Origin of the sequence: Actinomycetospora callitridis (genome assembly GCF_028737265.1) — a bacterium.
Classification (GTDB): Bacteria; Actinomycetota; Actinomycetes; order Mycobacteriales; family Pseudonocardiaceae; genus Actinomycetospora; species Actinomycetospora callitridis.
In genome coordinates this window covers 711,597-730,897 of sequence record NZ_JAQZAK010000002.1, presented here as the reverse complement: position 1 = coordinate 730,897, position 19,301 = coordinate 711,597, and the positions used below count along the sequence as shown (strand labels likewise).

The following is a 19,301-nucleotide window of genomic DNA, read 5'->3' as shown; positions in this document are numbered from 1 at the left end:
ACCCGCAGGAGCCGCGAGCGGTCGCGTCTACCCTGAGGCCCGTGTGCGGGATCGTGGGATACGTCGGCTGGCGCGGAGCCCAAGAGGTCCTCGTCAATGGTTTGAGACGACTGGAGTACCGCGGGTACGACTCCGCGGGGGTCTCGGTCGTCGACGGGACGGGGTCGCTCGAGGTGCACCGGGCGGCCGGACCGCTCGACAACCTCGTCGCGGTCCTGCCCGAGAACGGGGCGTCGGACCAGCCCACCGGGCGGGGTGGGACCACCGGGATGGGGCACACCCGCTGGGCCACCCACGGGCCGCCGACCGACCGCAACGCCCACCCGCACCAGGACGCCACCGGCAAGGTCGCGGTCGTCCACAACGGGATCATCGAGAACTTCGCCGCGCTGCGCGCCGAGCTCGAGTCCGAGGGCGTCGAGCTGGCCAGCGACACCGACACCGAGGTCGCGGCCCACATGGTCGCGCGGGCGTTCGAGGCCGACCCGGGCGCCGGGCTCACGGGCGCCGTGCGCGCCGTCGTGGCGCGGCTCGAGGGTGCGTTCACGCTGGTGTTCACCCACGCCGACCGGCCCGACGAGATCGTCGCCGCCCGGCGCTCCTCGCCGCTGGTGGTCGGCGTCGGCGAGGGCGAGATGTTCGTGGCCTCCGACGTCGCCGCGTTCATCGACCACACCCGCGAGGCGGTCGAGCTCGGTCAGGACCAGATCGTCACGCTGACCCGCGACGGCGCCGTCGTCACCGACTTCCACGGCGACACCGCCAAGACCCGCCCGTTCCACGTCGACTGGGACATCGCCGCCGCCGAGAAGGGCGGCCACGACTTCTTCATGCTGAAGGAGATCGAGGAGCAGCCGACCGCGCTGGCCGACACGCTGCGCGGGCACCTCGTCGACGGCCGCATCGTGCTCGACGAGCAGCGCCTCTCCGACCAGGAGCTGCGCGACATCGACAAGGTGTTCGTCGTCGCCTGCGGCACCGCTTACCACGCGGGCCTGCTCGCGAAGTACGCGATCGAGCACTGGTGCCGCATCCCGGTCGAGGTCGAGGTCGCCAGCGAGTTCCGCTACCGCGACCCGGTGCTCGACCGCTCCACGCTCGTCGTCGCGATCTCCCAGTCGGGCGAGACCGCCGACACGCTGGAGGCCGTGCGCCACGCGCGCGAGCAGAAGGCCCGGGTGCTGGCGATCTGCAACACCAACGGCGCCCAGATCCCCCGCGAGTCCGACGCGGTGCTCTACACCCACGCCGGCCCCGAGGTCGGCGTCGCGGCGACGAAGACGTTCACCGCGCAGGTCATCGCCTGCTACCTCGTCGGCCTGGCGCTGGCGCAGGTGTTCGGCACGAAGTACGCCGACGAGGTCGCCCGCGAGTACGCGGAGCTCGAGTCGAGCACCGATGCCGTGGCGCGCGTGCTGCAGACGGTCGTCGAGCCCACCCGCGCGCTGGCCCGCGAGCTCTCCGCGTCGAAGGCGGTGCTGTTCCTCGGCCGCCACGTCGGCTTCCCGGTGGCCCTCGAGGGCGCGCTCAAGCTCAAGGAGCTCGCCTACATGCACGCCGAGGGCTTCGCGGCCGGCGAGCTCAAGCACGGCCCGATCGCGCTGATCGAGCAGGACCTGCCCGTCGTGGTGGTCATGCCGTCGCCCAAGGGACGCGCGATCCTGCACCAGAAGCTGCTCTCGAACATCCGCGAGATCCAGGCCCGCGGGGCCCGGACGATCGTGGTGGCGGAGGAGGGCGACGAGACGGTGCGCCCGTTCGCCGAGCACCTCATCGAGGTCCCGGCGGTGTCGACCCTGCTCCAGCCGCTCGTGGCCAGCGTCCCGCTGCAGGTCTTCGCCGCCGAGGTCGCCCGCGCCCGCGGCTACGACGTCGACAAGCCCCGCAACCTCGCGAAGTCCGTCACCGTCGAGTAGGCCTATGTGAGCGATCTTCCCGGCTATAGCCGGGAAAATCGCTCACATACCGACGGAGGAGGCAACCGTGTACGGCGTCTGGACGCCCGAGCAGGTGGGTGCCGCCGAGGAGCCCGTGCTCGCGCGCACCCCCGAGGGCGCGCTCATGCGGCGGGCGGCGCACGGCCTCGCGCGGGTCGCCCTCGCCGAGCTCCGGCGCCGCACCGGCGGGGTCGCCGGTCGCCGGGTCGTCGTCCTCGCCGGCGCGGGCAACAACGGCGGCGACGGGCTCTGGGCCGGCGACGAGCTGCGCCGCCGCGGCGTCGCCGTCACCGCCGTGCTGCTGAGCCCGGACCGCGCACACCCTGCCGGGCTGGCGGCCCTGCGGAAACAGCGCGGCCGCATCGTCACCGACGTCGAGCACGGCGTCGCGGCCGTGCACCACGCCGACCTCGTCGTCGACGCGATCGTCGGCACCGGCGCCCGTGGGGGCCTGCGGCCCGAGGCGGCCACGCTGGTGGACGCCGCGCAGGTCGCCGGCGTCCCGATCCTCGCCGTCGACACCCCCAGCGGCGTCGACCCGCTCACCGGCGTCCCGGGCGAGCACCACGTCCGCGCCGCCGCCACCGTGACGTTCGGGGCGCGCAAGCCCGTCCACGTGCTCGCCGCGGCCCTGTGCGGCCCCGTCACCCTGATCGACATCGGGCTCGGTCCCGAGCTCCCGCCGGCCCCGGTCGACGTGCTCGACGCCGCCGACGTCGGCGCGCGCTGGCCGGTGCCCGGGCCCGGCGACGACAAGTACAGCCAGGGCGTCGTCGGGATCGCCGCCGGCTCCCGGACCTACCCCGGCGCCGCCGTCCTCGCCGCCGGCGCCGCGGCGCTGTCCACCAGCGGCATGGTCCGGTACGCGGGCAGCGCCGCCGACGAGGTCCGCGCCGTGTGGCCCGAGATCGTCGCCACCGACACCGTCGGCGAGGCGGGGCGTGTGCAGGCCTGGGTCGTCGGGCCGGGCCTCGGGACCGACGACACCGGCGCGCAGACCCTCGGCGACGTCCTCGACGCCGGCCTGCCGGTGCTCGCCGACGCCGACGCGGTGACGCTGCTCGGCCAGCACGCCGAGCTGCGGGAGAAGGCCGCGGGCGCCCCGGTGCTGATCACCCCGCACGCCGGCGAGTTCGCCCGCGTCGCCGAGCTCACCGACGACCGCGTCGACTCGGCCCGGCGCGCGGCCGCCGACCTCGGGGTGACCGTGCTGCTCAAGGGCAACGCCACGGTCGTCGCGGCGCCCGACGGGCGCGTGCTCGTGCACCCCGCGGGCAGCGCCTGGCTCGCCACCGCGGGCTCCGGCGACGTGCTCTCCGGGGTCGCCGGCGCCCTGCTCGCCGCCGGCCTCGAGCCCTGGTGGGCGGGCGGCTGCGCGGCGTTCGTGCACGCCCGCGCCGCCGAGATCGGGGCGGGCGCGGACGTGGGCCCCGGATCGCCGGTGCCCGCGTCGCACGTCCAGGCCGCCCTGCCGACCGCGATCCGCCGGGTCCGGGGGGCGCGCCCATGACCACCACGACCGGCCGTCCCCGCGTCGAGGCCCACGTCGACCTCGACGCCCTCGCCCACAACGTCGACCTGCTCGCCGGCCTCGCCCGACGCTCCGGCGCCGCCACGATGGCCGTCGTCAAGGCCGACGGCTACGGCCACGGTGCCGCCGACGTCGCCCGCACGGCGCTGGCGAGCGGCGCCACCTGGCTCGGCGTCTGCACCCTCGGCGAGGCCGCCGAGCTGCGCGCCGCCGGCATCGACGCCCCGGTGCTCTCCTGGCTGCACCTGCCCGACGAGGACTTCGCCCCCGCGGTGGCCGACCACGTCGACCTCGGGGTCTCCTCGCGCGCGGAGCTCGACGGCGTCGTCGCCGGGGCGCGCCGCGCCGGCCGGCCCGCCCGCGTGCACCTCAAGATCGACACCGGGCTGAGCCGCAACGGCTGCCCGCCCGACGCCTGGGCCGAGCTGCTCGACGCCACCGAGGACGCCCGGGTCGCGGGCGAGGTCGAGGTCGCCGCCGTCTGGTCGCACCTCGCGCACGCCGACGCCCCCGCCCACCCGACCATCGACGTCCAGGCCGCCCGCCTCGACGAGGCCTGGCGGGCGGCGACGGCGCGCCTCGGAGGCCCCGCGCCGTGGCGGCACCTGGCGAACTCCGCGGCCACGCTCACTCGCCCCGACCTGCACCTCGACCTCGTCCGGCCCGGCATCGCCGTCTACGGACTCGACCCGCTCGAGGCGCCGGACCATCACGGACTGCGTCCGGTCATGACGTTCCGCACCCGGGTCGCGCTGGTCAAACGGATCGCCGCCGGGGAAGGTGTCTCGTACGGTCACGAATGGGTCGCTCCCAGCGACCGGGTACTCGCACTGGTCCCCACGGGGTACGCCGACGGGGTGCCCCGACGGCTCGGAGGGACGATGACGGTGCAGCTGGCCGGTCGGCGCCGACCGGTCGTGGGGCGCGTGTGCATGGACCAGGTCGTGGTCGACCTGGGGCCGGCCGCCGAGGCCGCCGACGCGGTCGTCGCCCCCGGCGACGAGGTCGTCCTGTTCGGCCCCGGCGACGCGGGCGAGCCGACGGCCGCCGAGTGGGCGCGCTGGCTCGACACCATCCACTACGAGGTCGTCACGGGCGTCGGCTGCCGTCCCCGTGTCACGCGGACCTCCGGGCCCCGCGCGTGAGCGGCGACGACGGCCGCCACGACCACCGCGTCTCCCCGGGCGGCGTCGCGGGGGCCGTGGCCGGCGCGGTGCTGGGCGGCGCCGCCGCGGCGGGTGCGGTCGGGGCCGGCCGGGCGCGCCACCGCATCCTGCGCCAGCGGGCGCGCCTCTCCGAGGAGGAGAAGGCCCACCCCTCGAAGCTGGGCATGCTCCCGCCGGGCCGCGAGTCGTCCGTGGCCGCGGACGACGGGGTGCGGCTCTCGGTCGAGGAGATCGACCCGGTCACCCCGGGCGCGAAGCCCGAGCTGACCGTCGTGCTCGTCCACGGGTTCGCCCTCGACCGCAAGTGCTGGCACTTCCAGCGCCGGATGCTCTCCGAGCTCACCGAGCCCGCGGTGCGCACCGTGCTCTACGACCAGCGCCGCCACGGCCGCTCCGGCCAGGCGAGCGCGCGCTCGTGCACGATCGCCCAGCTCGGCGCCGACCTCGACGCGATCCTGCGCTCCGTCGTCCCCGAGGGCCCGATCGTGCTGGTCGGGCACTCCATGGGCGGCATGACGATCATGGCGCTGGCCGAGCGGAACCCGAAGCTGTTCAAGGAGCGCGTCGCGGGCGTGGCCCTGGTCTGCACCTCGGCGGGCGACGTCATGGCCGGCGGGCTCAAGCAGGCCGTGCTGTCGCACCGGAACCCGACGGTCAACGTGCTGGGACGGGTGGCGCACTGGCAGCCCGCCTTCGCCGACCGCGTGCGACGCGCCGCCGGCAACGTCATCTGGGCGTTCGTGCAGGGCCTGTCGTTCGGCGACCGCTCCACCGACCCGGCGCTGGTGAACCTGGTCGACCGGACGATCGCGGCCACCCCGCTCGACGCGCTCACCTCGTTCGCCAACACGCTCTCCACGCACAACCGCCGCGCGGCGCTCGCGGGGCTCTCCCAGTGCGAGGTGCTGGTCGCGGGCGGGACCCTGGACCGGATGATCCCGTACGAGCACTCCGAGCTGATCTCCGCAGAGATGCCGCACGCCGAGCTCCTGCCCCTCGAGGGCGCCGGGCACATGGCGATGCTCGAGCAGCCCGGCGAGTTCGACGCCGCCCTGCTCGAGCTCCTGCGCCGCTGCACCCACCGCACCCAGGTCCTGCGCCGCCTGCGCCCGGGACGCGCCGCGTCGGCCGACCGACCGCGCCGGGGGCTGCGCCGACCCCGGCGACGGGCGTGACCCGGCCGGGTGCCGTGGGGGCGGGACGTCGCGTCGTCCTGCCCACGGCCGCGGACACGACGGCCCTCGGGCACGAGCTGGGCACGCGCCTGCAGCCCGGCGACCTCGTCGTGCTCGCGGGCCCGCTCGGGGCCGGCAAGACGTGCCTGGCCGCCGGCATCGGCGAGGGCCTCGGCGTCGAGGGGCCGGTGAGCTCGCCGACCTTCGTCATCGCCCGCGAGCACCCGCCGCTGCCCGATGCCCTCGGCGGGCGCGGGGTCGTGCTCGTCCACGTCGACGCCTACCGGCTCGGGGTCGGGACGAGCGGCGACCCGGACCCCCGCGACGTCGCCGCCCAGCTCGACGACCTCGACCTCGACACCGACCTCACCCGCGCCGCCGTGGTGATCGAGTGGGGCGAGGGGGTCGCCGAGCACCTCGCCGCCGAGCACCTGACGGTCCGGCTCGACCGCACCGGGACGCCCGATGCGCCGGAAGTGCGGGTCGCCGTGCTCGAGGGCCCCGCCCGCCTCGTCGGCGGCGGGGACCCCGGCTCGTAGGGTCTCGGACGTGCTCGTCCTGGCCCTCGACACCGCCACCGCCCGCATCACCGCAGGCGTGGTCGAGCTGGATCCCGACGGACCCCCCGTCACGCTCGCCGCCCGCGACGGCGTCGGCGCCCGGGCCCACGCCGAGCTCCTCGCCCCCGCCGTCCGCGACGCCCTGGCCGAGGCCGGGCGCACCCGCCGCGACCTCGACGCCGTCGTCGCCGGACTCGGCCCCGGGCCGTTCACGGGCCTGCGCGTCGGGCTCGTCACCGCGGCGGCGATGGGCGACGCGCTCGGGATCCCGGTGCACGGCGTCGGCACCCACGACGCGATGGCCGCGGATCTGCCGGGCCGCGTCCTGTCCGAAGGGTCCGGCTCCCCTATCGGCGTGCTCCCCCCACCGCTTCGCGTCCTGGTGGTCACCGACGCCCGCCGCCGCGAGGTCTACTGGAGCCTCGTGGTCGACGGGGTCCGCACCCACGGCCCCGAGGTCGTCGCCCCCGCCGTACTCGCCGAGCGCCTGGAGAACGACCTCGGCCCGGTGGACCGGATCGTGGGCGACGCGGCTGCCCAGATCGGAGCCGAGGTCGAGGTCCCCGGCCCCACCCCCGCCGGGCTGGTCGCCGTCGCCGCGGCCGCCCTGCGCACGGGGACGACGCCCGCACCGCTGGCGCCGCTCTACCTGCGCCGCCCCGACGCGGTCCCGCCCGGCGCGCCGAAGACCGTCACGCGCGCATGACCAGCACCGACGTCGTCGTCGACGCCCTCACCCCCGACGACGCCGACCGGTGCGCGCAGCTCGAGGCCGTCCTGTTCCCCGGCGACGACCCGTGGAGCGCGCGGGCGTTCCGCGACGAGCTGCGCGCGGGCCACGTCTACCTCGCCGCCCGCAGCGCGGGGGAGCTCGTCGGTTACGGCGGCATCGCCCTGCTCCCGGCGCGGCTCGGGCAGCACGCCGAGGCGGAGATCCACACGATCGGCGTGGACCCCCGCCACCAGGGGCGCGGCATCGGACGCGCGGTGCTCGACGGCCTGCTCACGGCCGCCGATCGGATCGGGGCGACCACGTACCTCGAGGTCCGCACCGACAACGAGGCCGCGCAGCACCTGTACCGCGTGACCGGGTTCGCGATCGTCGGGACCCGCCGCCGCTATTACTCCTCGGGAGCGGACGCGTACACGATGAAGCGCCCGCCGGCCGGCGACCCGCCCGCGTCGGACCCTCGTTGATGACCTGGCACTCTCGGGGATAGAGTGCCAACAGCACGGCGTCGGAGCCGCCCCGGCACCCGCGACGACGGGTCGGACCACCGGCGCCGTGGAGCCCATACAGGCGTATATCGCTCCGACCCCAGACAGGTGGAGGTCACCGACGTGGCCAGCGTGAACATCAAGCCGCTCGAGGACAAGCTCGTCGTGCAGGCCAGCGAGGCCGAGACGACGACCGCTTCGGGCATCGTCATCCCGGACACGGCGAAGGAGAAGCCCCAGGAGGGCAAGGTCCTCGCCGTGGGCCCGGGCCGCGTGGACGACAACGGGAACCGCATCCCGCTCGACGTCGCGGTGGGTGACGTCGTCGTGTTCTCGAAGTACGGCGGCACCGAGATCAAGTACAACGGCGAGGACTACCTGATCCTCTCCTCGCGCGACGTGCTGGCGGTCGTCAACTAACGACGCCGCTCCACAGAGCACAGCGATGCCGCCCCGGTGGCCCCGGACGGGGTGACCGGGGCGGCGTCGTCTCGCGTCACGAAAGGTAGGTCAGTGCCCAAGCAGATCACGTTCGACGAGACCGCCCGCCGCGCCTTGGAGCGCGGCGTCGACCAGCTGGCCGGTGCGGTCGTGGTGACCCTCGGACCGCGGGGGCGTCACGTCGTGCTGGAGAAGAAGTTCGGTGGTCCGACGATCACCAACGACGGCGTCACCATCGCCCGCGAGATCGAGCTCGAGGACCCCTTCGAGAACCTCGGTGCGCAGCTGGCGAAGAACGTCGCCACCAAGACCAACGACGTCGCCGGCGACGGCACCACGACGGCCACGGTCCTCGCCCAGGCGCTGGTCGCCGAGGGCCTGCGCAACCTCGCCGCGGGCGCCAACCCCACCTCGCTGGGTGCCGGCATGGTCGCCGCCACCGAGAAGATCACCGAGGTGCTGCGCTCGCGCGCCACCCCGGTCGACGGCCGTCAGGGCATCGCCGCCGTCGGCGCGGTCGCGTCCCGCGACCAGACGATCGGCGACCTCATCGGCGAGGCGATGGAGAAGGTCGGCGAGGACGGCGTCATCACCGTCGAGGAGGCCTCGACGCTGGCGACCGAGCTGGAGATCACCGAGGGTCTGCAGTTCGACAAGGGCTACATCTCGCCCTACTTCGTCACCGACAACGACTCGATGGAAGCGGTCCTCGAGGACGCCCAGGTCCTGCTGAACCGGGACAAGATCAGCGCGATCCAGGACCTCCTCCCGCTGCTGGAGAAGGTCGTCGAGTCGGGCAAGCCGCTCCTGATCATCGCCGAGGACGTCGAGGCCGAGGCGCTCTCGACGCTCGTGGTGAACTCGATCCGCAAGACGGTGAAGGTCGCCGCGGTCAAGGCGCCGTTCTTCGGCGACCGCCGCAAGGCGTTCATGGACGACCTCGCCGCCGCGCTCGGCGCGACGGTGGTCAACCCCGAGACCGGCACCAAGCTGTCCGACGCCGGTCCCGAGGTGCTCGGCAGCGTGCGCCGCGCGGTCATCACCAAGGACACCACCACCTTCGTCGAGGGTGGCGGCTCCAAGGAGGCCGTGGACGCGCGCATCGCGCAGATCCGGCGTGAGATCGGCGAGACCGACTCCGACTGGGACCGCGAGAAGCTCCAGGAGCGGCTGGCCAAGCTCCACGGCGGCGTCGCGGTGATCAAGGTCGGTGCGGCCACCGAGACCGAGATGAAGGAGCGCAAGCACCGCATCGAGGACGCGATCGCCGCCACGCGTGCGGCGGTCGAGGAGGGCATCGTCCCCGGCGGCGGCAGCGCGCTGCTGCACGCCTCGGCCGAGCTCGAGGGCGGTCTCGGCCTCACCGGCGACGAGGCCACGGGCGTGGCCCTGGTGCGCCGGGCGCTCTCGGCGCCGCTGCGGGCCATCGCCCGCAACGCGGGGCTCGAGGGCTCGGTCGTCGCCGCGCACGTCGCCGAGGCGGGCTGGGGCACCGGCTACGACGCCGCGGCCGGCACCTACGGCGACCTCATGGAGACCGGGATCATCGACCCGGTCAAGGTGACGCGCTCCGCGCTGGAGAACGCCACCTCGATCGCGCGCATGGTCCTGACCACGGAGAGTGCTGTGGTGGACAAGCCCGTCGACGAGGAGCCCGCTGCCGCGGGCGGTGGCCACGGCCACGGCCACGGGCACGGCCACTAGTCAGCCGCGCCGAAAGCGGCTGTCGCGCTCCGGTGTTCGGTGAGCCGGAGATGACACACGGAGGGCCCCACCGCAGCCGCGGTGGGGCCCTCCGTGTCTGTGGGGTCGGGAAGCGGCTCAGCCGCTCGTGAGACGGCGCGGGCGCCCGGTGGCGACCGCGACCCGCTCGGACTCCGACATGCCGCCCCAGATGCCGTACGGCTCGCCGGCGGCGATGGCGTGCCGGCGGCACGGCTCGACCACCGGACAGTCGCGGCACACCGCCTTCGCCCGGCGCTCGCGGTGCGCACGGGCGGGGCCGCGCTCACCGTCGGGGTGGAAGAAGAACGCGCTGTCCATGCCTCGGCAGGATCCGAGTCGCTGCCAGTCCCAGATGTCGGCATTGGGTCCCGGAAGCCGGCGGACGTCCGCCATGAGCCACCTCCTACGCGAGGACCCGTGGGTCCGGCTGCTCCGCGCGTCCGCACGGGGGTCGGTGTGGTCCGCCTCCGTGCGGTTCGCGCTCCCGGTGGCCGTCACTGACCGTGCCCACGACGGCGCGGACCGCGACCACCGATGAGGACCCTATGGCGGTTGCGCGCGACCGGACAAGAGCTTGCGACGTGCGCCATCCCTCACGGCGAACGGTCGCCTACATGCAGGGGTGCTTGCCGAACCGGCTCCGATCCGTGATCATCCTCCGCACGCGGAGTACACGGGAGGTCGCCGGACGGTCGTATCCGGTGGATCTCCGGTCGTCACCGTAAGGTCGCTGGGACGTTGGACAGGGGGAGGGTCGTCACGCTCGTCCGGTTGTCGTACCGGGCGGAGCCGGGAGGCCGTGGAGGCCCTCGGCCCCATCGAGGCGTGGACAGCCCCGCGCCCGTCGTGAGGAGAGCGCATGGACCGGCACGTCGAGCGCGGACTCGACCGCGGACGCGAGCCGGGGTCGACGCGCCCCGGCGAAAAGAGCGCCGGCGGCGGGTCAAGCTCGTCGCTCCGGGTGCCGATGGGGGAGAGTGCTCGCTCATCGGCTGCTGCGTCCGTGCAGAAAGGAGCTCCCGTGACCACGGTGCTGATCTGCGACGACCGTCGCAGCGTCCGTGAAGGCCTCACGAGGGTGATGTCCGCGGTCCCGGGGGTCCACCGCATCGACTGCGTCGCCCACGGCGACGAGCTGCTCACGCGGTTCTCGCGGCAGACCGTCGACGTCGTGCTCGTCGGCACCCAGCGCGCGGTGCCCACCGGGGTCGAGGCCACGCGCCGCCTGGTGGCCGCCCACCCGCAGGCCAACGTCATCGTCTTCGGCGCCCCCGACGACTCCGGCAGCATCGCCGCGGCGATCGCCGGCGGTGCCCGCGGCTACCTGCGCTGGGACGCCTCGCGTCCCGAGCTCGTCGCCGCGCTGGCCCACACCCTCGCGAGCACCTCGGTGCCCGCCCCGCGCACCCCGGCCGACTCCGGCGTCCAGCTCACCGAGCGGGAGCTGCAGGTGCTGCGCGGCATGGCCCAGGGCAAGAGCAACGGCCAGATCGGCCGCGAGCTCTACCTCTCCGAGGACACCGTCAAGACCCACGCCCGCCGCCTGTTCCGCAAGCTGGGCGTCCGTGACCGCGCGCAGGCCGTGGCACACGGCTTCCGACGGGGCCTGGTCTCCTGACCGCATACCGGAACGACGGACGTTCGGGGGGTGCCGGCGACGTGACCCGAGGGATGCACGCCGACGACGTCCCGACGCCGGTGATCGGGATCCCCCGCGCGGTGCACCGCGCGGCGGATCGGTGGCGTGGCCCGGATCGGGCGAACGCCGCACCACCCGCTTCCTGGGCCGCGCAGGGCCCGCAGACCGCCCGCTACGCTGATCCGACCAACCCGTCGTCCGGTCACCTCACCTCGGCCGGGACGTCGGTCCGTCCGGCGGTGGACCCCGTGTCGACATCAAGGCCGATGCGCCCGGTGCCACCGCCCCGCGTAACACCGGGGCCACGCGCAGCGATGAGCGAAGCAGGGAACGACCTCGAGGGTCTGGTGGCCGCCGCCAACGACGGCGACCGCTCGGCTCTCAACCGCGTTCTCGCGATCATCCGGCCGTTGGTCGTGCGGTACTGCCGTGCGCGCATCGGCCGGCAGGAACGGTCGGCGGTCTCCGCCGACGACGTGGCCCAGGAGGTGTGTCTCGCCGTGCTGACAGCGCTGCCGGGCTACCGCGACCAGGGCCGCCCGTTCCTCGCGTTCGTGTACGGGATCGCGGCCCACAAGGTGGTCGACGCCCACCGTTCGGTCGCCCGCAGCCGCTCCGAACCCGTGGAGGAGCTCCCCGAGGAGCTCGATCCCCGGGACGGCCCTGAGCAGCGGGCACTCAACGGAGCGTTGTCCGTCCAGATGGGTCAACTGCTCGACACGCTGCCCCCCAAACAGAGGGAAATCCTCGTGTTGCGTGTCGTCGTTGGATTGTCAGCGGAGGAGACCGCGGAAGCGGTCGAATCCACTCCCGGCGCTGTGCGGGTGGCACAGCACCGGGCCCTGTCGAAGCTGCGGACCGCCGTGTCCGCGATCTCGGAAGAGGTGAGTTGAGTGGGCGGCCACCGGGCGTCGGGCGGGTCCGAGGGTGACCTCGTCGACGGCCCCGTCGACCTCGCAGCGGTCCGGGCGGACGACGCCCTGATCGACGCGCTCGCCGGCGGTGCCGGCGGAGGGGCCGACGGCTACGGATTCGGCGGCTCCGACGACGACGACCGTCTCGCGGCGATCCTCGCCGCGTGGCGGGCGGACATCGAGGCCGACCCGATGCCGGAGCTCGTCTCCCTGGACGAGGCGGCCGAGGCCGTCGCCGCCGGGCACGAGTCGCGCGACCGGTTGCGCTCGCGCGGCCGTCGACGCATGCCGTTCGCGATCGCCGCGGTCGCGGCCGCCGTCGCCTGTGCCGGGCTGACGGTCGCGGTCCACGGCGCGATGCCGGGCGACACGCTCTGGGGTGTCTCCAAGGTCTTCTTCTCCGAGCGCGCGCAGGGTGTCGAGCGCGTCGAGGAGGTCCGCAACCGCATCGAGGCCGCCAACGGCGCCCTGGCGCGGGGCGACACCACGGCGGCCCGCAACGAGCTGGCCCAGGCCAACATCGCGATCCCGCAGGTGGCGCCCGAGCAGCGGGCCCCGCTGGTCCAGGAGCGCGACCGGGTGCAGAGCTCGATCGAGTCCGACCCGTCGCCCTCGTCCCGCGAGCCCGCCGGCTCCGAGCCGAGCACGGCGCCGTCGTCGGGGGCAGGGCAGCAGACCGCGGACGACACCGCGACGCCGAGCCCGGTGGAGGCGTCCCCGGGCACGCCCGAGGACGCCTCCCCGTCGCCCGCCGACCCGGCATCCCCGGCCGACCCGCCGGCCCCCGACACCCGTGGCGCCGACGACCCGCCGCCCTCGACCACCACCAACGGGATGTCCTCCAGCCCCGGTGCGACGACCGCCACGGGCTGACCCACCCCGAACGCCGAACGGCCCGGCCCCCGCGAGGGGACCGGGCCGTTCGTGCGTGAGGAGGGTTACTCCGCGAGCGTCGCGTCCGCGAACCCGCGGCAGTACTCCCAGGTGACGTAGGACGCGGGGTCCGGGTCGAAGGGGGGCTCGTGCGGGCGCATGTGCCCCTCGTCGAGGAGCTGCTGGAGGCTCGCCCGCAGGAGGTCCCAGTCGTGGTAGTGCTGCTCGGAACAGTCCTCGCAGTCGACCACGACGCCACGGACGCCGCGGGGCGCGAGCAGGGCCTCGAACACGGCGAGGTCGCCGAGGTCGGCCACCACCTCGTCGCGCTCGGCGTCGTCGAGGGGCGCGTCGTCGGCGGCGTCGGCGTCCGGCCCCCCGAGCGCGCGGGCGGGGTCCGCGGGATCTCCCGCGAACGGATCGGGCGGCAACGCTTCGTACGGCACGACCAGCAATTTACCCGTCTCACGGCGCGCGTCACGCGGCGGCGGTCCGCGCGCCCGGGGGACCGGTCGGCGGCGCGACTACGATTGACCCCATGGTGTTGACCGAGCCCGGGTTGCCCGAGAAGTTCGCGTTGCTCGGCCTGACCTTCGACGACGTCATGCTCCTGCCGGCCGAGTCCGACGTGGTGCCCTCCGAGGCCGACACGTCCGCGCGGCTGACCCGCCGGGTCACCCTGCGCGTCCCGCTCGTGAGTTCGGCGATGGACACGGTCACGGAGTCGCGGATGGCCATCGCGATGGCCCGTCAGGGCGGCATGGGCGTGCTCCACCGCAATCTGCCGGCGGAGGCGCAGGCGGCGCAGGTCGAGGTGGTCAAGCGGTCCGAGGCCGGGATGGTCACCGACCCGGTGACCTGCTCGCCCGACGACACCCTCGCCGAGGTCGACGCGCTCTGCGCCAAGTTCCGGATCTCCGGGCTGCCCGTGGTCGACGAGTCCGGCCGGCTCGTCGGCATCATCACCAACCGGGACATGCGCTTCGAGGTCGACCACTCGCGTCGCGTCCGCGAGGTCATGACCTCCGAGGACCTCGTCACCGCGCAGGTGGGCGTGACGGCCGAGGCCGCGCTCGGCCTGCTGCGCCGACGCAAGATCGAGAAGCTCCCGCTCGTCGACGGCGCCGGGATCCTGCGCGGCCTGATCACGGTCAAGGACTTCGTCAAGACCGAGCAGTACCCGATGGCCACCAAGGACCCCGACGGCCGCCTGCTCTGCGGCGCGGCGGTCGGCGTCGGTGACGACGCCTGGTCGCGCTCGATGGCCCTGGTCGACGCCGGCGTGGACGTCCTCGTCGTCGACACCGCGCACGGGCACTCCCGCGCCGTCACCGCGATGGTCGCGAAGCTCAAGCAGGAGCTCGGCGAGCGCGTCGAGGTCGTCGGCGGCAACGTCGCCACCCGCGCGGGCGCCCAGGCGCTCGTCGACGCGGGGGCGGACGCCATCAAGGTCGGCGTCGGCCCGGGCTCGATCTGCACCACGCGCGTCATCGCCGGGGTCGGCGTCCCGCAGATCACCGCGATCCACGAGGCCGCGGCGGCCGCGTCGCCGGCCGGTGTCCCGGTGATCGGCGACGGCGGGCTGCAGTCGTCCGGCGACATCGCGAAGGCGCTCGCGTCCGGTGCGAGCACGGTGATGCTCGGGTCGCTGCTGGCCGGCACCGCGGAGACGCCGGGCGACCTCGTCCTGCTGGACGGCAAGCAGTTCAAGACCTACCGCGGCATGGGCTCGCTGGGGGCGATGCAGACCCGCGGGCGGCAGGGGTCCTACTCCAAGGACCGCTACTTCCAGGACGACGTCCTCTCCGACGACAAGCTGGTGCCCGAAGGCGTGGAGGGACGCGTACCCTTCCGAGGGCCGCTGGCCCAGGTGGCCCACCAGCTCGTCGGCGGACTGCGGGCGGCCATGGGCTACACGGGCTCGCGGACCACGGAGGAGCTGCAGCGGGCGCACATGGTGCGCATCACCGCCGCCGGGCTCGCCGAGTCGCACCCGCACCACGTCACCATGACCGCCGAGGCGCCGAACTACGGCGCGCGCTAGCCAGGAAGGACCTCCCGCGTGCGCGAGCAGGTCGAGATCGGTCGGGGCCGCAGCGCCCAGCGCAGCTACGTGTTCGACGATCTCGACATCGTCCCGTCGCGCCGGACGCGCTCGTCGTCGGCGGTGTCGACGGCCTGGCAGCTCGACGCCTACCGCTTCGAGCTCCCGCTGCTGACGCACCCGACGGACGCCGTGGTCTCCCCGGCCACCGCCGCCGAGGTCGGCAGGCTCGGAGGGCTCGGCGTCCTCAACGCCGAGGGCCTGTGGGCGCGGCACGCCGAGGCCGAGAAGGTGCTGGCCGAGGTGGTCGGCCGCGCCGCCACCGACCCGGCCGACGCCGTCGCCGAGCTGCAGCGCCTGCACGCCGCGCCGGTGCAGCCCGCCCTGCTCACCGAGGCGCTCGAGCGCATCCGGGCCGGTGGCGCCACCGTCGCGGCGCGCGTGAGCCCGCAGCACGCCCGGGAGCTCACCCCGACCCTGCTGGCCGCGGGCGTCGAGGTGCTCGTGGTGCAGGGCACCATCATCTCCGCCGAGCACGTGGGCGGCGAGGACGACGGCGCCGAGGGCCCGCTCGACCTCGAGGACTTCATCGACGGGCTCGACATCCCCGTCGTCGCGGGCGGGGTCGCCGACTACCGCACGGCCATGCACCTCATGCGCACCGGCGCCGCCGGCGTCATCGTCGGTTACGGCCAGAGCGCCGCGACGTCCACCGACGCCGTGCTGGGCATCGGGGTGCCGATGGCCACCGCGCTCGTCGAGACCGCCGCCGCGCGGCGCGACTACCTCGACGAGACCGGCGGGCGCTACGTCCACGTCGTCGCCGACGGCGCGATGGGCACGTCCGGCGACATCGCGAAGGCCATCGCCTGCGGAGCGGACGCGGTGATGCTCGGCGAGCAGCTCGCCGCGGCCGAGGAGGCCCCGGGCGCGGGCTGGTACTGGACCGCGTCGGCCGCGCACCCGTCGCTGCCCCGCAGCGGGATCACCCGCGTGCCCACCGTCGCGCCCGATCTCGCGACCGTCCTGACCGGGCCCGCCCGCTCCGGCGCGGGGACGATGAACCTCTTCGGCGCCCTGCGCCGCGCGATGGCCAAGACCGGCTACTCGGACCTCAAGGAGTTCCAGCGCGTGGGGCTGTCCGTGCGCCGCTGACCCGGTGACCACGCAGGGCGATCATCCGGTCTCCCACGGAAGTGGGCCTGGACAGGCGACGACGGGTGCGCTCAGGTCGCCCTCATGACCGCGCACCCGCAGGCCCCGTGGCCTCGGCGTGCGTCGGCTCCCGTGTTCGTCGGGCGCCGCGGACCGCTGGCGCTCGTCGACGAGGCCTGGGACGCCGCGCGCGCCGGGCGGCCGGGCGTCGTGTGGGTGGAGGGCGAGGCCGGCGCCGGCAAGAGCGCGGTCCTCGCCCGTGCCGTGGCCGGGCGACGGGCGTCCGCCGTCCTCACGGCCACCGGCGACGCCGCGGAGACCGGGCTCGCGCACGGGCTGCTCGACCAGCTCCTGGCGGACCTCCCGCCGGCCCTGCTGGACCGCTTCCCGCTGCTGCGCCCCGACCGCGACCCGCGGGCCGACCCGCTGGCGGTGGGCGCCGACCTGCTCGGTGCGCTCGGGGCCCTGCCGGACGAGGATCCGGTGCTGCTGGTGCTCGACGACCTGCAGTGGGCCGACCCGGCCTCGGTGCGGGTGCTGGTGTTCACGCTGCGACGGCTGCGCCACGACCGGGTCCTCGTGCTGGCCGGCGTGCGGGTCGCGGGGACCGGGCCCGACGCGCACGAGTCGGCCCCCGCCGACGCCTGGTGGGAGCGCCTCCCGGCCGCGGGGCGGGCGATCCGCCGCGTGCGCCTCGAGGGTCTCGAGCCCGCCGAGCTCTCCGAGCTCGCCGCCGCCGTCGGCCGTCCGCTGGGCTCCACCGGCGCCGCCGAGCGGCTGTGGCGCCACACCCGGGGCCACCCGCTGCACGCGCGGACGCTGCTCGAGGAACTGCCGCCCGAGGTGCTGGCGGGCAGCGCCGACGCGCTGCCGGCTCCGCGCAGCCTCTCGTCGGTGGTGCTCGTGCGCCTCGCCCGTGCGGCGTCGGCGACCGAGGCGTTGGTGGTCGCGACGTCGGTGCTCGGCGAGAGCGCCCCGCTCGCGCTCGCCGCCGCCGTCGCGGGCCTCGACGACCCCGCCGCCGCGCTCGACGAGGCGGTCGGGATGGGCCTGGTCGAGGAGCTCCCCGGCGGGCCGACGGTCCGGATCGGGTTCGTGCACCCCCTCGTGCGGGCCGCGATCCGCGGGGACCTGCCGCCGATGCGGCGCCGCGCGCTGCACGCGACCTCGGCGGGCCTCCTCTCGGGCCGCGCCGCGCTCGACCACCGGGTGGCGGCGGCCGCCGGCCCGGACCCGGAGCTCGCCGCCGAGCTCGAGGGCCTGGTCGGCGAGCCGGGCGCGGCGCTCGCCGGCTCCGAGGCGGCCGACCTGCTGTGTGCGGCCGCCGACCTCAGCACCGACCCGGACGACCGCGAGCGTCGGCTGCTCGCGGCGGCGTCCCGGCTGCTCGCCGACGGCGAGGTCGCGCGGGCGGTGGCCCTGGAGGGCGCGGTCGAGGGGTGCCGACCGGGGCCCTGGCGCACCGCGGTGCTCGGCCAGCTGGCGCTCGTCACCGGACGGTTCGGCGTGGCCCGCGAACGTCTGGAGGCGGCGCTGGCGACGGGTGCGCCGGGGGACGGACGGCCGGGCGACCGGGCGCGTGCCGGGGCCGCCGCGCACCTCGCGGTGCTGCATCTGCTGCGCGGCGACCCGGCCCGGGCGATCGAGACCGCCGGCGTCGCGCTCGCCCACCCCGCCCGCGGCGACGACGTCCGCCTCCCGGCGGGCCTGGCGCTGATCCTGGGGCTCGCGGTCGCGGGGCACGGCGACGACGCCCGAGCGGTCCTCGACCGCGCCGGGGGCGACGACGGGCGCGCGCCACCGGTCGACGCGCTGACCCTGCGCGGGATGCTCGCGACGCTCGGCGGCGACGACGCGGCCGCGTCGCTGCACCTCGACGAGGCCGTCCACCGCGCGCGGGCGGGCGAGCCGGTGCGGGCGCTGGCCCTCGCCCTGGCCTTCCGCCCCGCCGTCGCGGACCGCATCGGGATCCCCGACGGCGTGGTCGAGGGCTTCGAGCTGGCCATCACGCTCGCCCGCGACGGGGGGACGGCGCTGCCGGGCGCGCTCGCGCACACGTTCGCGGCGGAGACGCTGGCGATCCGGGGACGCGGGGACGAGGCACGGACCCACCTCGCGGCGGCGACGACGCTCGGCCCGCACTGGTGGGGCGTCGACCTGTGCGCGGCGGTCGCGGGGGCGGTGCTCGCGGAGGTCGAGGACGATCCCCACGCCGTGCTGCGGGCGCTCGCGCCGGCGCAGGAGCCGGCGGTGCGGGCGGCGGCCGACGGGCTCGGGGTGCTCGCCCCGCGGGTGCTCGAGGTCGAGGCGCTGCTGGCCCTGGGCCGGGTCGGCGAGGCCACGGCGGCGCTCGACGACCTCGCCCCGCGGGCCACCGGCCGGTACGCCGTCGACGTCGCGCGGCTGCGGGCCCGGCTCGGCGCGCCCTGGCGCTCGGTGGCCGAGGCCGGCGTCGCCGACGTCCTCGCCCCGCACGCGGTGGCCCGCCTGGAGACCGAGATCGGGCGCCGCCTGCTCGCCGCCGGCGAGCGCCGGGCCGGCGTCGACCTCCTGCGCGGCGCCCGCGACACCCTCGCCCGCCTCGGTGCCGCCCCGTGGTGCGCCCGCGCCGAGGAGCTGCTGCACGCCGCCGGGCTCACGCCGGCGCCGACCAGCAGCGATCCCGGCGCGCTCGGGCTGACCCCGCACGAGGAGGCCGTCGTCGCCCTCGTCGCGCGCGGGCTGACGAACCGCGAGGTCGGGCGCGACCTCTACATCACCCCGCGCACCGTCGCCTACCACCTCAGCAACGTCTACGCGAAGCTCGGCGTGACCTCCCGGCGCGAGCTGCGCACACGACTGGAAGCCCGACTGGAAGGTCCGGCCGGGGCGTCCGTCCCCTCCGCGCCGCACGCTCGACGGTGACGAGCGGCGAGGAGGCCGG

At 75.5% G+C, this 19,301-nt stretch carries 17 protein-coding genes; 15 read left to right on the top strand and 2 right to left on the bottom strand.

What is annotated here, in order from left to right:
- Positions 1-41: 41 nt before the first annotated feature.
- The 9 genes from glmS (at position 42) to groL (ending at position 9,732) form a co-directional block, all read left to right on the top strand.
- Complete coding sequence (glmS, locus tag PH191_RS09300) at positions 42-1,916, top strand: glutamine--fructose-6-phosphate transaminase (isomerizing) (protein ID WP_274194326.1); 1,875 nt, start codon at positions 42-44, stop codon at positions 1,914-1,916.
- A 67-nt stretch (positions 1,917-1,983) separates the two neighbouring features.
- Entirely contained in the window at positions 1,984-3,447 is a 1,464-nt protein-coding gene (locus tag PH191_RS09295) for an NAD(P)H-hydrate dehydratase (RefSeq protein WP_274194325.1), read from the top strand.
- A complete protein-coding gene (alr, locus tag PH191_RS09290; RefSeq protein ID WP_274194324.1) occupies positions 3,444-4,613 on the top strand; it encodes an alanine racemase in 1,170 nt (389 codons plus the stop codon). The genes PH191_RS09295 and alr overlap by 4 nt, the downstream gene beginning before the upstream one ends.
- Positions 4,610-5,809: an alpha/beta fold hydrolase gene (locus tag PH191_RS09285; protein WP_274194323.1), complete on the top strand. Its 1,200-nt coding sequence runs from the start codon at positions 4,610-4,612 to the stop codon at positions 5,807-5,809. The genes alr and PH191_RS09285 overlap by 4 nt, the downstream gene beginning before the upstream one ends.
- Complete coding sequence (locus PH191_RS09280) at positions 5,806-6,348, top strand: tRNA (adenosine(37)-N6)-threonylcarbamoyltransferase complex ATPase subunit type 1 TsaE (RefSeq protein ID WP_420791773.1); 543 nt, start codon at positions 5,806-5,808, stop codon at positions 6,346-6,348. Before PH191_RS09285 ends, PH191_RS09280 begins: the two co-directional genes overlap by 4 nt.
- 10 nt (positions 6,349-6,358) lie before the next feature.
- On the top strand, positions 6,359-7,075 hold the full coding sequence (gene tsaB / locus PH191_RS09275; RefSeq protein ID WP_274194322.1) for a tRNA (adenosine(37)-N6)-threonylcarbamoyltransferase complex dimerization subunit type 1 TsaB: 717 nt from the start codon (positions 6,359-6,361) through the stop codon (positions 7,073-7,075).
- Positions 7,072-7,566 (top strand): ribosomal protein S18-alanine N-acetyltransferase, encoded by a 495-nt coding sequence (gene rimI / locus PH191_RS09270; protein WP_274194321.1) that lies wholly within the window; start codon positions 7,072-7,074, stop codon positions 7,564-7,566. Before tsaB ends, rimI begins: the two co-directional genes overlap by 4 nt.
- A 129-nt stretch (positions 7,567-7,695) precedes the next feature.
- On the top strand, positions 7,696-8,007 hold the full coding sequence (gene groES, locus PH191_RS09265; RefSeq protein WP_274190719.1) for a co-chaperone GroES: 312 nt from the start codon (positions 7,696-7,698) through the stop codon (positions 8,005-8,007).
- Positions 8,008-8,100: 93 nt separating this feature from the next.
- Positions 8,101-9,732, top strand: a complete 1,632-nt coding sequence (gene groL / locus PH191_RS09260; protein WP_274194320.1) for a chaperonin GroEL — start codon at positions 8,101-8,103, stop codon at positions 9,730-9,732.
- Between the two features lie 117 nt (positions 9,733-9,849).
- Here the strand turns inward: groL and PH191_RS09255 are convergent, their stop codons facing one another.
- Positions 9,850-10,146, bottom strand: a complete 297-nt coding sequence (locus PH191_RS09255) for a WhiB family transcriptional regulator (RefSeq protein WP_274190717.1) — start codon at positions 10,144-10,146, stop codon at positions 9,850-9,852.
- A 628-nt stretch (positions 10,147-10,774) separates the two neighbouring features.
- Between PH191_RS09255 and PH191_RS09250 the strand changes: the two genes are divergently transcribed.
- From PH191_RS09250 to PH191_RS09240, 3 genes are all read left to right on the top strand, one after another.
- Positions 10,775-11,371 (top strand): response regulator transcription factor, encoded by a 597-nt coding sequence (locus PH191_RS09250; RefSeq protein WP_116709579.1) that lies wholly within the window; start codon positions 10,775-10,777, stop codon positions 11,369-11,371.
- 335 nt (positions 11,372-11,706) lie between these two features.
- Positions 11,707-12,285: a sigma-70 family RNA polymerase sigma factor gene (locus PH191_RS09245; RefSeq protein WP_274194704.1), complete on the top strand. Its 579-nt coding sequence runs from the start codon at positions 11,707-11,709 to the stop codon at positions 12,283-12,285.
- Positions 12,286-13,179 (top strand): anti-sigma-D factor RsdA, encoded by an 894-nt coding sequence (locus tag PH191_RS09240; protein ID WP_274194319.1) that lies wholly within the window; start codon positions 12,286-12,288, stop codon positions 13,177-13,179.
- Between the two features lie 65 nt (positions 13,180-13,244).
- On the opposite strand, the gene PH191_RS09235 is transcribed toward PH191_RS09240, so the two are convergent.
- Complete coding sequence (locus tag PH191_RS09235; RefSeq protein ID WP_274190714.1) at positions 13,245-13,634, bottom strand: DUF5319 domain-containing protein; 390 nt, start codon at positions 13,632-13,634, stop codon at positions 13,245-13,247.
- A gap of 83 nt (positions 13,635-13,717) precedes the next feature.
- On the opposite strand from PH191_RS09235, the gene guaB reads away from it, so the two are divergent.
- The 3 genes from guaB to PH191_RS09220 all read left to right on the top strand — a co-directional run bounded on the left by guaB (position 13,718) and on the right by PH191_RS09220 (position 19,282).
- Positions 13,718-15,223: an IMP dehydrogenase gene (gene guaB, locus PH191_RS09230; RefSeq protein ID WP_274194318.1), complete on the top strand. Its 1,506-nt coding sequence runs from the start codon at positions 13,718-13,720 to the stop codon at positions 15,221-15,223.
- Between the two features lie 18 nt (positions 15,224-15,241).
- A complete protein-coding gene (locus PH191_RS09225; protein ID WP_274194317.1) occupies positions 15,242-16,378 on the top strand; it encodes a GuaB3 family IMP dehydrogenase-related protein in 1,137 nt (378 codons plus the stop codon).
- 84 nt (positions 16,379-16,462) lie between these two features.
- Positions 16,463-19,282: an ATP-binding protein gene (locus PH191_RS09220; protein ID WP_274194316.1), complete on the top strand. Its 2,820-nt coding sequence runs from the start codon at positions 16,463-16,465 to the stop codon at positions 19,280-19,282.
- Positions 19,283-19,301: the final 19 nt, after the last annotated feature.

What these genes read in the sequence shown, in the direction of transcription:
- PH191_RS09255 (WP_274190717.1), bottom strand. Translation starts at nt 10,146, where the DNA reads ATGGCGGACGTCCGCCGGCTTCCGGGACCCAATGCCGACATCTGGGAC.
- guaB (WP_274194318.1), top strand. Translation starts at nt 13,718, where the DNA reads ATGGTGTTGACCGAGCCCGGGTTGCCCGAGAAGTTCGCGTTGCTCGGC.
- alr (WP_274194324.1), top strand. Translation starts at nt 3,444, where the DNA reads ATGACCACCACGACCGGCCGTCCCCGCGTCGAGGCCCACGTCGACCTC.
- rimI (WP_274194321.1), top strand. Translation starts at nt 7,072, where the DNA reads ATGACCAGCACCGACGTCGTCGTCGACGCCCTCACCCCCGACGACGCC.
- PH191_RS09220 (WP_274194316.1), top strand. Translation starts at nt 16,463, where the DNA reads ATGACCGCGCACCCGCAGGCCCCGTGGCCTCGGCGTGCGTCGGCTCCC.
- PH191_RS09245 (WP_274194704.1), top strand. Translation starts at nt 11,707, where the DNA reads ATGAGCGAAGCAGGGAACGACCTCGAGGGTCTGGTGGCCGCCGCCAAC.